The sequence below is a fragment of the Pedobacter heparinus genome (assembly GCF_032678725.1).
GTDB lineage: Bacteria > Bacteroidota > Bacteroidia > Sphingobacteriales > Sphingobacteriaceae > Pedobacter > Pedobacter heparinus_A.
The window spans coordinates 153,116-169,389 of record NZ_JAVTSC010000007.1; the positions used below are offsets into that span (position 1 = coordinate 153,116).

The 16,274-nt window shown below is 41.9% G+C and carries 8 protein-coding genes; 6 read left to right on the forward strand and 2 right to left on the reverse strand.

What is annotated here, in order from left to right:
• Positions 1-115 precede the first annotated feature (115 nt).
• From R2Q85_RS12700 to R2Q85_RS12710, 3 genes are all read left to right on the forward strand, one after another.
• Positions 116-2,332 carry an outer membrane beta-barrel family protein gene (locus tag R2Q85_RS12700; protein WP_316812163.1) on the forward strand — a complete coding sequence of 739 codons (2,217 nt, stop codon included), beginning with the start codon at positions 116-118 and terminating at the stop codon, positions 2,330-2,332.
• A 126-nt stretch (positions 2,333-2,458) separates the two neighbouring features.
• Complete coding sequence (locus R2Q85_RS12705; protein WP_316812164.1) at positions 2,459-2,977, forward strand: NADPH-dependent FMN reductase; 519 nt, start codon at positions 2,459-2,461, stop codon at positions 2,975-2,977.
• A 164-nt stretch (positions 2,978-3,141) separates the two neighbouring features.
• Positions 3,142-4,008, forward strand: coding sequence for a hypothetical protein (locus R2Q85_RS12710; RefSeq protein ID WP_316812165.1), 867 nt, complete (start codon positions 3,142-3,144; stop codon positions 4,006-4,008).
• Between the two features lie 331 nt (positions 4,009-4,339).
• On the opposite strand, the gene R2Q85_RS12715 is transcribed toward R2Q85_RS12710, so the two are convergent.
• The gene (locus R2Q85_RS12715; RefSeq protein WP_316812166.1) at positions 4,340-5,134 is read right to left on the reverse strand and encodes a response regulator; all 795 of its coding nucleotides are present in this window, start codon (positions 5,132-5,134) and stop codon (positions 4,340-4,342) included.
• A 49-nt stretch (positions 5,135-5,183) separates the two neighbouring features.
• Positions 5,184-8,324, reverse strand: a complete 3,141-nt coding sequence (locus R2Q85_RS12720; protein ID WP_316812167.1) for a two-component regulator propeller domain-containing protein — start codon at positions 8,322-8,324, stop codon at positions 5,184-5,186.
• Positions 8,325-8,578: 254 nt separating this feature from the next.
• On the opposite strand from R2Q85_RS12720, the gene R2Q85_RS12725 reads away from it, so the two are divergent.
• The 3 genes from R2Q85_RS12725 to R2Q85_RS12735 are packed head-to-tail and all read left to right on the forward strand — an operon-like array spanning position 8,579 to position 16,265.
• Positions 8,579-11,377, forward strand: a complete 2,799-nt coding sequence (locus R2Q85_RS12725; protein WP_316812168.1) for a SusC/RagA family TonB-linked outer membrane protein — start codon at positions 8,579-8,581, stop codon at positions 11,375-11,377.
• Between the two features lie 4 nt (positions 11,378-11,381).
• A complete protein-coding gene (locus R2Q85_RS12730) occupies positions 11,382-13,097 on the forward strand; it encodes a RagB/SusD family nutrient uptake outer membrane protein (RefSeq protein ID WP_316812169.1) in 1,716 nt (571 codons plus the stop codon).
• Positions 13,098-13,118: 21 nt separating this feature from the next.
• Positions 13,119-16,265, forward strand: a complete 3,147-nt coding sequence (locus R2Q85_RS12735; RefSeq protein ID WP_316812170.1) for a TonB-dependent receptor — start codon at positions 13,119-13,121, stop codon at positions 16,263-16,265.
• The last annotated feature ends 9 nt before the right edge of the window (positions 16,266-16,274 follow it).

Genomic DNA, 16,274 nt, shown 5'->3' on the forward strand with positions numbered 1-16,274 from the left:
ACGTGTTGAACACCTGATTTTCGCTTTATATACACCTTAAGCCAAGGTACAACATTTTTCTTTTCCGGGCCTTCAGCTGAATTGAATATTTGTGGCGTAATCAAAAATTATCGCCATGAAATATCCATTACTTGTGTTTTTAATATTCTTTTGTTTGCCAGGCTTTTCGCAAAGCGATGATAAAGGGCCAGCGCAGCCCAGGGATACCAGTAAGAACAATTTAAAAAATATTAAGCTGAAGGAAGTAATTATTAAAGCAAAGCAGCCGCTGATGGAGATGGGGATCGATAAAACAACGGTAAACGTATCCGCTATGATCAGCAGTGCAGGCAGTAATACCCTTGAAGTACTTGAAAAGACACCCGGAATAGTGGTTGATGCACAGGGCAATATCAGCCTGAACGGTCGGAGCGGCGTGATGGTGCTCATTGACGGCAGGCAAACTTATATGTCGGGGCTGGATCTGGCCAGTTATCTAAAATCCCTGCCGGGAGCAAATTTAGATAAGATAGAGCTGATGGACAATCCGCCAGCCAGATACGATGCTGCCGGAAACGGGGTGATCAACATCCGTCTTAAAAAGAACCGGACAGCCGGTTTTACAGGTCTGGTCAGTTCAGGTTATACAAAAGGCAGACTGCCAAAATCAAATCAGTCACTTAACCTCAATTACAATTACAAAAAAGTCAATGTATTCACTAACCTGAGTTACAGTGATGACCAAAATTATACCGAAGACTATTATAACCGTAGTTATTACAACAGCATGGCGGAACTAAGCTCTACCGTGCTGTTAAACACAGCAGAAGAATCCCGTTCAGGGGCAATAAATGTAAATCTAGGCATGGACTATACCATTTCAGAACAGACTTCATTATCCATGCAGGTTGGTACTACCGGAACAAACAGAGCAGGGATATTGGGCTCTAACAGTAAAAATTACGGGATAGATGGTCTGGATAGTATTGGGAATGGACACATCGATTTTGGAAACGACAAGCGGAACCTGACGGCTAACCTGAGCATGGTACGAAAGTTCGTTAAATCCAAAAGTGAACTGTCAGCAGAAGCCGGATACCTCCGTTATGTTAATGATGGCGATGCATCGTTACAAAATAATGTATTACGGCCCGATGAACTTTTACTCCGTACTGATCAGATCGCATATGAAATGCCCAATACCATGAGTATTTATACCCTCAGGTCAGATTATATACACCCCTTAAAAAAGAATGGAAATCTGGAGGCAGGACTGAAGTGGAGCAGGGCAGAAAATGACAATCAATATGACTCCTATCAATTGATCAATCAGGGATGGATCATAGACAATTCAAGATCAAATCATTTTGTCTATAGCGAAGATAACCTGGCAGCTTATATGAGTGGACAAAGGAACTGGAAGCGCTGGGGATTGAAAATGGGCCTTAGGGCAGAGTACACCGGTGCCAGGGGCGTTCAGCTTGGTAATGCCGAAGTGAGCAGCAGTAGTTTTGATAAAAACTATATAAAGTTATTTCCAAGCCTGTTTATCAACTATAAACTGGATACAACAGCAACACATAGCTTCAGTTTTAGTTTAACCAGAAGAATAAACCGGCCTAACTATTATCAGCTTAATCCATTTGTGTATTATGTAGACCAATATTCCTACAATTCAGGCAATCCTGCGCTGAACCCGCAATATCAATATCGGTATGAACTGAAATATCAATATAAACAATTACTTAGGGTTGGTTTGAGCTATAATCATTTTACAAATGGAATTTTCAATACCACCAATGTGGTTGATGGGATATATTTTAACAAGCCAGGAAATATAAGCGAGGGCTATATGCTGCTGTTAAATACAGGAGTTTCTTTTGATCCGATTAAATGGTGGAACCTGAGCAGTGACATTTTACTATCCAGAATAGGACTAAAAGGTGAGGCATATGGAAAACAGCTAAACCCCGAGACTTACGTTGCCCGGCTGAATTTAATGAACCGGCTTGATTTTGGAAAGGGCTGGAATGCAGAATTTGGAGGGTATTATGCCAGCAGGGACCTAAACGGACAAGCCTTTACTGCAGGAATGATCAGAGCCAATGCCGGTATACAGAAAAAGCTTTTTAAGGACAAATGCAGCATCAGGATGAACATGGAAGATATTTTCCATAGCTGGAAATACGTGAACAGGTCGATCGCGCTAAATCAGGCATATTACTTCCAAACCCACACATCGGATACCCAAAGGGTTGGAATCGCATTTACTTACCGGTTTGGCAACGAGATCTTTGCCCGGAAACGTAAAAACCGGGAAGATGCTTTGGACGCCGAAAAGAGCCGGCTGTAAAACAGAAGAAAAAGTTGGGGTCCATTATCGCCGATAACATATGTAGATAGTTTTCGTAATCTTGTACCATGAGTTTTTTAACGGCTGAATGGAGAAAACTGGCGATTGCATAAATAATTTTAAGGTATGAAAAACATTCTTGCTATATCAGGCAGTACTAAAAAGGGAGCATCTAATGAAAAGATTATCGGATTTATTGCCAATACATTAAGTGGTAAAGCACATATAGATATTTATAAAGGATTAAAAGAATTACCCTATTTTGAACCAGGTTTGACTGATGAGCAGCTACCTGCAGAGGTGAAGGATTTTCTCGATAAGATCAATAATGCCGATGCGATATTGATTTCTACACCTGAATATGTATTCAGCATTCCGGGAGTATTGAAAAATGCGCTGGAATGGACGGTTGCAACTACCGTTTTAAGCGACAAACCTATAGATTTTATTGTTGCTGCGGCTTCTGGCGAAAAAGCTTTTGAATCATTAGACCTTATTTTGAGTACTTTGGTTCAGTACCCAATTGTGTTAAAGAACAAATTACTGATTAAAGGAGTGGGACAGTATTTTGATGCTCATGGAATGCTTACTAATGAAAGTGTTAAAGCGCAACTTACCTCATTAGGAGAAAATCTTATTTCTTGATTGTTTTGTATTATGGTACGATGATATTGTAGACTGTTCGTGTCGTGTTCATGCCTATCTGCACCGAAAGGAGGGTGACATCTGGAATGCAAGACGGGAATATAAAATAACGGGTGCCTTTATGGAATTTCGTAAATTAACGCATCCTCTCAAAAAGATATACTTTGAAAAAGCTACAATTGATATTGACCAATCCCTGTACCAAGCATTGGGATGACATGCAGCCGGCCGGGCCCGGTCGTTATTGTGACCGTTGTGACAAACACATCGTAGACCTTACGGGCAAATCTGATTCGGAGCTCATCCGGTTCTTTAAAAAGAAAAAAGACAATGTCTGCGGACGCTTGCTGGCAGATCAGCTGAACCGTGATCTCGTTCAGCCGCCGTCAAAAGTATCCTGGCAATGGTTGCTGCCGCTTGCAGTGGGCACCATTCTGTATACGCCTGTACAGGCCAAAGCGCTACGGCCAGTGATGGAACAAGGCGATCAGGCAGGTGCTTTCGTACCCGTTTCGGCCAGGTCAGCCGGTAAACCAGCTCCAGCCGATTCAATTAGCGGGAGAACAGTTGATGGGCTAACCGGAAAACCTTTGCAAGGGGTTAAGATCAGGCAGAAAGGTTTCGAAAACGTACTGGCAGTGACAGATGCCCTGGGCAAATTTAAACTGCTGATAACGGATCTGGCAACGCTCTTTACCTTTAGCCTGACTGGTTACCCCATGGCAGAACTGCCTTTAAAAGATGGTATGGAAGTTAAACTATCGACCGAGGAGCGCAGGATCATGCTTGGGGGGATATCGTCAGTATCCCTAAACCAGGAACCGATGTACCTGATCTATTCGGGCAAGAAGAGCTGCACCGTAGACGCCTCAAAAATGAAGGAAATCCAACCTGATTGGATCGAAAAGCTGGAAGTATTGAAAGACGCAAAGGCGACTGCGCTGTATGGTGCTAAAGCGGCCAATGGGGTTATACTTATAGAGATCAAGAAGGAATACGCAAAGAAGATAGATTTTTCGAAGAAAAAGTAGTGGTTTTAAATAGGACAAAGCAGGAATATAAAATAACGGGGTAAATTTATAATTTTTCTATTTCGTCAATAGAAAGGCCATCCCAAATCTGCCTCCTGACACAGAGCTCAGCTCAGGTTGTATCGGCGAGCCTAAGGGCTTAAAAACGCCTAAAATCGCAAACTGATTTTCAAGAAAGATGATGGTAAAAACGCGGCTCTGGCTATCAAAATGGTCACTTTGCCCCGGAATGAGGGGGTCAATATGGTGCGGAATAGGGTGTCAGTTTAAATGCGGAATCCGGGCTCATTTTCCCCGGAATACCCAGTTGGGTAGGATTTCTTTAGTTATGCTATATGATTTTTTTATTTTTTCTTTCTTCGCGTTTAGCGGTGATGTACTCGGAAGGAGATAGGCCAAACTGTTTAAAGAAGTTACGCCCAAATTGCCGGTAAGAATTGAAACCTACTCTTTCCGAAACTTCGTATACTTTATATTCCTCATCAGCCAGAAGTTTGGCTGCAATTTTCAAACGGGCTACATTAATCAGTTCATTGGGAGAAAGATTGGAGATTTCTTTGATTTTTCGGTATAAGGTAGCCCTGCTCATGTTCATGACGGTGGCCAGCTGATCAACATTTAACTCCGGATCTTCGATGTTCTTGTATATGACATGATTCAATTTTTCCAGAAAATGTTCATCGGCCTTGGAATAGGCCATTGTTTTAATATGCACCATTGGCGAACTGGCAAAATATTCTTTTATTTTACTCCTGTTCAATAAAAGGCTGGCTATCTGTACCTGCAAATATTCAGGCGAAAAAGGCTTCTCAATATAAGCATCGGCTCCAAGTTCAATGCCCTCTATTTTAGATTGTAAGGTGTTTTTTGCCGTTAACATGATCACTGGAATATGACTGTACTCAAAATTCGATTTAATAGCCTGACACAATTCAAAACCATTCATCACCGGCATCATGACATCAGTAATGACCAGCTGAACTGATGCCTCTTTCAAAACTTGTATGGCGTCCTGACCGTTTAAAGCTGTGATCACCGTATACTTTTCACTTAAATCACCTGAAATGAAATCAAGTATTTCCTCATTATCATCCACTAATAAGATTACTGGTTTTATTAAGTCCATTTTCTTTATTTATTATTCATCAATGAGCCAATGTTTCTATTAAAGTTTGTTAAGATCCTTTTTTGGGGTTTACCGGTAATTTAAGAACAAAAACGTTCAGTTCATGTGCTGGTTTTTCCAGTTCAAGTGTTCCTTTATGCAATTCTGCCAGAGAACGGGCAATGGCCAGACCAATGCCGGTGCCGATCTGTTTTTCTGTTTCTTTCAGCCGGAAAAATGTTTCAAAGATCCTTTCTTTCATTTCATCAGGGATAAGGTAGCCATCGTTTTTCACTTTAATGGTAAATGATTTGCCTTCCTTATCCAATAGAAGGTCGATGAAAACCTTGGTTTTTGCATATTTGATGGCATTATTTAATACATTACTCAATATTTTGTTGAAAGTTTCCTGATCAACATAAGCGAAGAAAGGAGAGAAGTCCGGTAGCTCAAACTGCAGTTTTCGCTGGTCTGCTGTCGGTTTAAACCGCGCATAATTGTCTTTCAAAATTTCGCTGATGTCAGTTTTTACCAGGTTGAAACTGAATCCGTTAACCTCGGTTTTTCTGAAATCGAGCAATTGGTTGGTGAGGTCGATCAAACGGTCGGTATTTCTTTCCATAATGACCAGGTTGTTTTTTATAGCCGGGATCTCCTCCGCGCTTTTTAATGCTTTCTCCATCGGCCCTTTTATTAAAGTTAAGGGGGTTCGTATTTCATGTGCTACATTGGTGAAAAAATCAATTTTTGCCTGGTAAATTTCTTTTTCTTTCTCAAATTCCAATGCTTTTAATTTTCTCCTGTTTTTTTCTTCATTACGCAGGTGATAGCTGCGTAAGGTAAAATATATGCCGGCTACGATTAAAATCAGATAGCCCGCATATGCCCAGTTACTTTTCCAAAAAGGCGGTAAAATTTTTATGGTAAGCGTTGCAGGTTTACCATTCCACATATCCCCTCCCACAGAACCTTTTACCTTAAAAACATAGGTTCCGGCTGCCAGTTCAGTAAAAAAAACCTTTCTGTTGGTTTTAAGAAAAGTCCAGTCTTTATCCAGTCCCTCTAATTTATAAGCATATTCTGTCATTTCAGGAGCCGTGTAACTTAATGCAGCAAAATCGATACTAAATGAGGATTGGTCATATTTTAATGTGATCGTATCTGTATTGGTGATCGATTTTTTTAAAGGTGAACCTTTCTTGTTGATCTCCAGTTCTTTATTGTATACCTGAAAACTCGTAATGTAAACCGGCGGAAGAAAAGTGTTTTTTATAAATTCGGCGGGATGAAAACTGATCATCCCCTTCACACTACCAAAATAGAGGCGTCCGGTAGCATCTTTATAGGCCGAATCATAATTGAACTGATCGTTTAGCAGGCCATTAATTTTGGTGTAGGTAATGATCTTTTTTGATACCGGCGAAAAGCAGGCCAATCCTTTGGAAGTGCTGATCCAGAAATTGTTCGTTGCATCTTCCAGTGCCGTATAAATGATATTGCTGGGCAGGCCATCCTTAGTGGTGTAATTGGTGAATTTGCCTTTCTGTTTATCTAACCTGCACAACCCGCCCTCAGTGGTAATCCATAAAGCATTATTGCTGTCTTCAAATATCCAGTTGATCCGGTTGCCGCCTAAACTACTTTTATCGGCAGGATTGTATTTAAAACTCCCTTTGCTTTTTGTTCTAGGATTGAAATAATACAGGCCTTCACTATATGTTCCTGCCCAGATGGTGCCCTCCTTATCTTCATAAATTCTGGTATAAAAGTTATGGGGTACAGCAGCTATGGCCTCGAAGTTATTTTTTTGTGCATTGAAATAACAAAGCCCACGGTCTGTGGCAATGATAATTTTGCCCGATTGGGTCTTTAAAATGTCGCAGACAAAATCGCTGCTTAAAAAGTGTTTGGCGGCAGTATAATGTGCAGTTACTTTACCGGTGTTGATGTTCAGCACGTCCAGACCTTTATGAAATGTACCCACCCATAACTCGTTTCCATTAATTAATAATCCATGGATGTTGGTATGGGAAATTTTATTTTTTGTGCTGCCATAATTGAAATGTGTAAAAATCCCCGTGGCGGGATTCAGTTTATTTAACCCCGCATCTTCAGTACCGATCCATAAATTTCCGTTCGCATCCCCACAAATTTCGCGAATGGCATTGCCGCTTATGGAGTTGGAGCCATACTTTGGAAAGTATTTTTTAAAGTTGGTGTTTTGCTTTGGATAATAATTGATCCCGCCGAAATAGGTGCCTGTCCAGATACCACCTTCTTTATCACGGCAAAATGTATAGATGGCGTTGTCTGATATCGAATAAGGATTGTTGTAGTCTTTTTTTAGATTGACCAGTTTGTTGTTTTTGATGTTGTAGATAAAAATACCTGATTCTGTCCCGATCCAGTATTCGTTTGCAGCATGCTGAACGAAATCTCTTACAAATACACCTGTATTGTCGCTGCTGTATAAAGGGATATCCCGGTAAGCCAATGTCTGGATGTCAAAGATTTTCATGCCATGACTGGCGGTTCCTATCAAAAGGGTCCCTTTTCCGGTATCGTACAGTTTTTGGATCCATCTGGATTCCATCGGTTCTGACTTTGGGAACACGTCACAAACAGCAGTGGTGTTGCTAACTGTATTCAGTTTGATGACCAGGCCCGAATAAGTGGATAGCCATAAATTCCCGTCTGATGCCATGCAAATAGAAGTGATGCCATAGGAGGAAAGTTTTTCGTAATGTTTTGAATCGCCTTTTTTAGGATCGTGTTTGTAAAGTTGATTTTTTACAATGAACCATAAACAATCGTTGTTATCCATTTGAATGCCCCGGATTTCATTGGCAGGGGCTGCATTTACCGGGCTAAAGCTTTCTGTAGCTGTATTGTATTTAAATAAGCCCCTATCGGTTCCCACCCATAATACGCCATATTTATCTTCGTATAGGCTAATGATAAAATTACTCCCGATGCTGGTTGGGTCATCCCGGTCATTTTGGAATGTTTTAAATGTATAGCCATTAAACCTGTTTAACCCGTCTTTTGTACCAAACCACAAAAATCCCTGCTGATCCTGTAAAGAACATCCAATGGTATTGTTAGACAGTCCATTTTCTACCTGGTAATGGCGGAAGTAATACGACTGACTGCGCAGCGTGTTGGTCACAAGAAAAAAAACAACAAGAAAAAGGCATGCTTTTAATTTCATGAGCTGGGTTTGTTACCTGCAATAGTTAATTTATAGTGTAAACCTAACAAATATTGATATTAAAAAGAGATAAAAAGCGCCAATAGCTAGTGTAGAATTATTGTTTAACAGGTAATGGGAAAGATTGAGACAAAATGGAACAAGATTGATACAAATATGTTCAAAGTTCACAGATTATGTATACACATTTGTAAGCTGGTCCTTTGTGCGCAGGTACCAAAGCCAGCATTAAACCAAACAATAGCTTAAACAGTATGAAAAAAAGGTTACCCGAAGGAAGGCGCATGCTCTTTTTTCTATTTGCAGGACTTTTCATTTCTTCTTTGGGAGTAAATGCGCAGGCACCGGCAAAAATAGCAAAACAGCGTGCAGGCACATCCGGAGCTGAAAGCAGAGATAGTCTCCCGCTTACGGAAATTCCATTGCTTTTTAACATTAAGACCAAGGCCAGCTTAAACATTGCATCAGTACAAAGTATCAGTGGCCAGGATCTGGCAAAAACACCCGGTAATTTACTGAAGGGTATACTGGCAGGACGACTTGCCGGTTTGTATATCAACCAGTCTAACGGGAAACCCGGAACGGATGGTTATTCCATCTCTTTACGCGGACAAAATCCCATGACAGTAATTGACGGTGTCCCGCAAAACATGTCTTTCTTAAGTTTTAACGAAATTGATTCGGTTACGGTATTAAAAGATGCATTGGCGACGGCAATGTATGGCCCGCAAGCTTCAAATGGAGTCTTATTGATCACAACCCGTAAAGGTGAGCCTGGCAAACAGAAAATTAGTGTTACCGCACAAAGCAGTTTGCAAAGGCCGCTGAAGTTTTTGAAAGGCCTGGGCGCTTATGATTATGCAAGGTTATACAACGAAGCTTTGGTAAATGACAATATTGCACCTGCATATACACAGGGAGATCTTGATGCCTATAGAAACCATACTGATCCTTACGGGCATCCCGATGTAAACTGGCAGGATGAAGCTTTTGACAAATCGACCCGGATTGACCAGCTATCTGTTAATTTAAGCGGCGGAAACCAGATGGCCAGATATTTTGTAGCGGCCGAACATTTAAGCCAGGGTGGCATTTTCAATACAGATCCAGACAAAAATAGTTATCAGACAAATACCGGGTTCAGCAGCTACACGGTCCGGTCTAATGTAGATATAAACCTGGATGCCAGAACAAACGTTGGTTTAAATGTGATGGGCAGAACCTTTGAAACCAACGAGCCTGGAACAACTGCCAATACCATCATCAGCAATGCTTTCAATACGCCTAACAATGCTTACCCTATATTTAACCCGGATGGGTCGCTGGGAGGCAACCAACAATTTCAGAATAACATTTATGGACAAATGAACCAGTCCGGTTATAGAAAAGGTTATGAAAGAAATATGCTGGCTGACCTTTATCTGAAAAGGAATTTCGATGATGTTTTAGCGGGTTTATGGGCAAAGGCCCTGATTTCATTTAGTGGAACATTAACGCAGAATATCTTGCGCAATAAGAGCTTTGCTACCTACCTGATGAATGCTGCAGGTACAGGTTATACCAAATATTCGAATGATGGCACCCAGAACAATTCGTCTTCTGTAGACAATCAATGGCGCCAGGGCTATGCGGAGTTTGATCTGGGTTATTCCCGGAATTTTGGGAAAAACAAAGTAGACGCACTGGTCTTGTACAGTCAGAACAACAACAGGATGAATTCAGATCTGCCCCTCATTTATAAAGGGCTATCCGGACGTTTAGCCTATAATTATGATGAAAGGTATCTTGCTGAACTTACTTTTGGCTACAATGGGGCCAACCGGTATCCGGAAGGGTTCCGTTACAGGTTATTTCCTGCTGCAGGGCTGGGATGGAATATCCATGAAGAAGAGTTTATGAAGCCGCTAACCTGGTTAAACCGGTTAAAACTATTTGGCTCTTATGGTAAGACCGGAAACAACAGAAACGGTTATTATTCCTTTAATCAGTACTTTTTTGATGGAGATAAAGTATTTTTTGGAACCACGCCAACTTCTTTTATTACCATGGACGAATTGGTATTGTCTAATCCGGACCTCGACTATGAAAAAGCCAACAAGCTTAATGTCGGTATTGAAGGTGCTTTGTTAAAAGACAGGCTATCTTTCAGGCTGGAGTACTATAAAAATGGCTATTACGATCTGTTAAGAACCCGCGGAAAGAGCTCTACCTTAATCGGAAATTCTTATCCTGAAGAAAACATTGGAAAGAGCAGGTATACAGGTTTGGAAATGAACCTGGGCTGGAAACAAGATATAGGTTCGTTTTCCTATGCGATTTCCAACAACCTGACTATTGCGAAAAGCAAATATGTGGATATCGATGAAGTGTATCAGCGTTATGACTGGATGAAAAGAACAGGGGGGATGGTAGGTCAGGCTTTTGGCTATACCGCCACAGGCTTTTTTCAAACTGCCAGCGACCTGCAAACTGGTGCTGCCATTGAAGGGTATACACCCCAGTTAGGCGATATCATGTATAAGGACTTTGATGGAGACGGCGTCATCACCAAGTTTGATGAAGCGCCAATAGGAAATACTAAACCGCTGCTGTTTTTTGGAACAACGCTGACGGCTTCCTATAAAGGCTTTGATTTAAGTGCCCTGGTGCAGGGGGCATTTAACCGGAACATCGTTTTAACAGGGGATACAGAATGGGAATTCCAGAATGGTGGTTTTGGGCAGGCCTACCAGCAGCATTTAGACCGCTGGATTCCGGGGGCAACCAATGCATCTTATCCGCGCTTAACTGCGGGCACAAATCCCAATAATCATGTGGCGAGTTCTTCTTTCTGGTATCACAATGGCAATTACGGACGGCTAAAGTATACAGAACTGGGCTATACTTTCGCTTCTGGCTGGATAAAAAAACTACACCTGCAGTCCGTCCGCCTATTTGTTAGCGGTACAAATTTAATCACGATCTCTGCCTATGACCGGGTTGATCCCGAAGTTAATGGTGGGGTTTATCCTATACAGCGCGCATTTAGCGGTGGGTTAACTATTAATTTATAATCTTATGTATAAAAATATTACATTCTTTCTCCTTGCAGTATGCTTTATCGGTACCATTACTGCCTGCAAAAAAGACGTAGAAGATCGCAAAGCGGATGCAATCATGGAAGACCTGGTTTGGGACCAGGCTGACAGCCTGGGCACGGTTGCCCAATATTTTGTAGATAATTTATACAACTATCTTCCAAATGGGTTTAACCGGATTGATGGTGATTACCTGGATGCAGCTACCGATGATGCGGTTCCATCCAGAAATGGTACGCTTGTATCGTATTTCACCAATGGAAGGGTAAGTGCACTGAACAACCCCGATCCCTATTTTTCCAATGCTTATGCTGGCATCAGGCGGGTAAATATGCTATTGAAAAATTTGCCTAAGGTATCGTTGAAAAAAGATCCTGCATATGCCAATACCAAACAGTACTGGAAAGCCGAGGGCAGGTTTATCCGTGCCATGTGTTACTGGGAATTGATCAAACGGTATGGAGGGATGCCCCTGATCGGAGATGCTGTATTTACTTTGGAAGACGATCTGGAAATACCCCGTAATAATTTTGAAGACTGTGTGGAGTATATTGTTAGCGAGTGTGATGCCATTAAAGATTCTTTACGCACTGACCTGATCAGTACCAATGATTGGGGCAGGATCGGTAAAGGGGCCGCACTTGCCTTAAAGAGCCGTGTTTTATTGTATGCCGCAAGTCCGCTATATAACGGAGGTGGTCTGGAAAGTTCAGCAATCCTCAAAAAGCTAAACGGATATCCGGATTATAAGCAGGACAGGTGGCTGCGGGCTGCAAATGCAGCGAAAGATGTGCTGGATATCACTGACTTTAAACTGGAGGCAGAATTTAGAAATGTGTTCACTACACTCAGGTCTGCCGAGATTATCCTGGCTACCCAACGGGCAAAGACTACGGATGTAGAGAATAACAATGCCCCAATAGGGTTCAACTCTGCTACTTTGACCAGCAAAGGTTATACCAGTCCTACTCAGGAATTGGTTAATGCCTTCCCGATGAATACAGGTAAAGCCATCAATGAGACCGGTTCGCTGTATAATGATAAAGCACCATATGCAAACAGAGACAGCAGGTTACAATTTACGGTATTTTCTGATGGGAACCGGTGGGTTAGCAGAAACGTTGAAACCTTTAATGGCGGAAGGGACAGGCCAGGAGGAACGGCCATCCAAACGAAAACGGGATACTATGCCAGGAAGTTTATGGGGTATTTTGACAACCCAAGTTCCAGTTTTACTGCATATTCTGCCCAATCGCACAACTTCATCCTGTTTCGTCGTGCAGAGCTGTTGCTGAACTATGCAGAGGCATTAAATGAGCTGGGAAAAACCAGCGAAGCCTACGCCCCTTTGATTGAGCTCAGAAAAAGGGCAAAGATCACCCCAGGTGCCGGTAATTTATATGGACTGAAGAGCGCCATGACAGCGGATGAAATGAGGACAATCATTCAGAATGAAAGAAGAATAGAACTTGCTTTTGAAGAACACCGCTTTTGGGATGTAAGAAGATGGAAGCTTGCAAGTGCACTGTTTAATGGAAAACTGCACGGCATGAGAATCGTGAAAACCGGAACAGTACTGAACTATACCATTGAGGAAGTAGCAGATATCAAATTCGCAGACCGCCTGTACAGGATGCCCATCCCATATAGTGAAATTTCAAAAAACAAAAACCTTCTGCAAAACGAAGGCTGGTAAATAATTATAAGAATTTAAAACATGAAAAAATATTTATGCTGCCTTTTATTCCTTTTCCTTCTCGGGAAATCAATGGCTTATGGCCAGGGCAGGCAAATAACAGGTGAAGTGCGTGATAAAGATGGGGCACTGCCATCCGCTTCCGTTTTTGAAAAGGGCATAGCCGGCAATGGCACTGCTACAGATACCCAGGGGAAATTTAAATTAACCTTAAAGGGAAAAGAAAATACAATTGTGATTAGCCTGGTTGGTTATGCCAGCCGCGAGATCAACGTGGGCAATCAGACAACTGTAAACGTTACACTTGCCCCTGATGACAATGTGTTGAACGATGTGGTGGTAGTGGGGTATGGTACACAGAAAAAAGCAACTTTAACCGGGGCTATCGCAACAGTTAAAGGTGAGGATATCCAAAGGGTTCCAACAGCAAGTATACAAAATGCCCTTACAGGAAAACTGCCTGGTTTTACCTCTCAGCAGCGTACCGGAATTCCGGGTCAGGATGGCGCCGCATTTTTTATACGCGGCCAAAGTTCTTTTACCGGCAACAACCAGCCCTTGATCCTGGTTGATGACATCGAATATTCCTATGACCAGTTTTCCCGTCTGGATGCAAATGAGATCGCGAGCGTCAGCATCCTGAAAGATGCTTCAAGTACGGCCATCTTTGGTATTAAAGGTGCAAACGGGGTGGTACTGGTTACCACCAGAAGAGGTAAAATCGGAACGCCGAGGATTACACTAAAGAGCGAATTGAGTTTGTCCCAGCCTACCATATTCCCGAAATTTCTGGATTCCTACGAAACAGCAGTGCTTTACAACCAGGCGCAGATCAATGACAATAGTTTTTTGCCTAGTCCGGTGCCCGGTTTTAAACCAAGATTTTCGGAAGAAGACCTGCGTTTATTTAAAAGCGGAGAAGATCCATGGGGACATCCAAATGTAGATTGGCAGGACGTTTTGTTCAGAAAGTTTACGACACAGTCGCGCAGCAGCCTTGACATAAACGGCGGAACAGAACGGGTAAAATATTTTGTGTCTGCGGGCTTTTTACAGCAAAACGGAATGTTGAAAGACTTTGGCTCTGGAAATGGGTTGAATACTGATTATTACTATAAAAGGTATAATTACCGTTCCAATCTGGATATCAAGGCCACGAAAACCCTTGACATTCGTTTGGATCTGTACGGAAACGTAGGGGAAAGGAATGAACCGAGGCCTCAGGGCGGTGGTGCCAATACCGATATCTTTTACGATTACAACAATTTTAAAGTCCTGGCTCCATTTTCCTATAATATATATAATCCCAATGGCAGTTACAGTTATGCGAACCTTTATCCTGAAATGTATTCCACAATAAATAACGTTGTTGGCAGGTTAACAAACAATGGGTACTACAGAAATTTTGAAAACAATACCTACCTGGCTGTAAATGCCAATCAGAAGCTTGATTTTATTACCAAAGGATTGTCATTTAAAGGGGTAGTATCTTATGCAAGTATGCATTCGTACAACAGGGATATGGGCTTTCCTGATGATGCAACTGTAGATTTTCCTTCGTATTATTACAATAAGAACACGAATGTTTATATCCCCTTTGATGTGAATACCTATAAGACCAGGAGAAGCTTTTTAAGTTATAGTGGTGGTAATCCAGACCGCAGGTTAAATTTGCAGGCCTTTTTAAATTACGACAGACACTTTCAGGACCACCATCTTTTCGGGCTCCTTTTGACCAATCAGCAAACCAGGGTAGCTTTCGTCTCTTCAAATGCGGCAGATGTCAATAAGAACTACATTCCTGCAAATACGCGGGGATATGCGGCAAGGGTTGGATACGATTACAAACAAAAGTACTTGCTGGAATTCAATGGCGCTTATAATGGAACTGATGCTTTTTCTTCTGGTAATGCTTATGGTTTTTTCCCGGCAGTGTCGGCCGGATGGAATATTGCAGCTGAGCCCTTCTTTAAATCGTTTAAACCTTTAGAATGGATCAATAACTTTAAGATAAGAAGTTCATACGGTATTGTTGGTAGTGATGATATTGGAAACGCACAAACCACCTACCTGCATGAGTTTAAGCCAGGGGGATCGGCGTCATTCGGCGAAACGCATGCCAATTATACGGGGATTCAGGAAGGCAACCTTGGGAATGATGATGTAACCTGGGAAAAGGAAAGAAAGTTTAGTATTGGTACAGACATTACCGCCTTTAAGGACCGGCTTTCTTTAACTCTGGATTATTTTGATCATTTAAGGTATGATATCATTACCGCCAGGGGAACCATGTCGTCTATGTTTGGTGCCACTATTCCAATGGTAAATCTCGGCGAAGTAAATAACAAGGGTTATGAAATTGAGATCGCTTATAAAGACAGGATCGGGAAAGACTTCGGTTATTTTGTAAACGGGAATATTGCTTATGTAAAAAACACCATTGTCAATCGTGATGAGCCGGTATTGCCCAATCCATGGCAACAGGCTACCGGCAATAGCATCGGACAATTGCTGGTTTATAAGTGGATTGGCTTTTACACAGCTGAGGAAATTGCAGACCCCAATGTAGCCAAGCCAACATCTGATGTGGTTAGACCCGGAGACTTGAAACTGCTGGATTACAACAACGATGGACTGATTGATGACAATGACAGGGGTTACTTTGGTTTACCGAACTATCCTACAACTTCGTATGCCCTTACACTTGGCTTCAATTATAAAGGATTTAGTGTAAGTGCCATGTTCCAGGGGGCAAAGGATTTTTACCTGAGGGGGATTGCAGGCGCCATTCAGAGTTTCTCTTCTAATATGCAGCCCATACACCGGGAAACTTGGACGCCCGCACTTGGTAATAATGCCAAATACCCGGTATTGTCACAGAAGGTGACCGGTGTAAGCGCACCAGCCGATTTCCCATCTACATTCTGGTTTATTCCGGGTGATTTTATCAGGCTTAAAACTTTTGAATTGGGTTATCAGCTTCCTAAAAATTGGTTTAATGTGCTAAAATTACAGGATGCCAGAATCTATGCTACCGGTTATAACCTGGTTACCTGGTCTAAACTGACCAAGTTGTATCAATTTGATCCGGAGGCGTCATCAGGTAATGACCGGGTGTCTTATCCTCCGCAAAGAACTTTTAACCTTGGTGTTTCCTTAACTTTTTAAAAAAGATAT

Excerpts from the sequence above, each read along its gene's own strand:
- R2Q85_RS12700 (WP_316812163.1), top strand. The coding sequence starts at position 116 with ATGAAATATCCATTACTTGTGTTTTTAATATTCTTTTGTTTGCCAGGC.
- R2Q85_RS12705 (WP_316812164.1), top strand. The coding sequence starts at position 2,459 with ATGAAAAACATTCTTGCTATATCAGGCAGTACTAAAAAGGGAGCATCT.
- R2Q85_RS12715 (WP_316812166.1), bottom strand. The coding sequence starts at position 5,134 with ATGGACTTAATAAAACCAGTAATCTTATTAGTGGATGATAATGAGGAA.
- R2Q85_RS12720 (WP_316812167.1), bottom strand. The coding sequence starts at position 8,324 with ATGAAATTAAAAGCATGCCTTTTTCTTGTTGTTTTTTTTCTTGTGACC.
- R2Q85_RS12725 (WP_316812168.1), top strand. The coding sequence starts at position 8,579 with ATGAAAAAAAGGTTACCCGAAGGAAGGCGCATGCTCTTTTTTCTATTT.
- R2Q85_RS12730 (WP_316812169.1), top strand. The coding sequence starts at position 11,382 with ATGTATAAAAATATTACATTCTTTCTCCTTGCAGTATGCTTTATCGGT.
- R2Q85_RS12735 (WP_316812170.1), top strand. The coding sequence starts at position 13,119 with ATGAAAAAATATTTATGCTGCCTTTTATTCCTTTTCCTTCTCGGGAAA.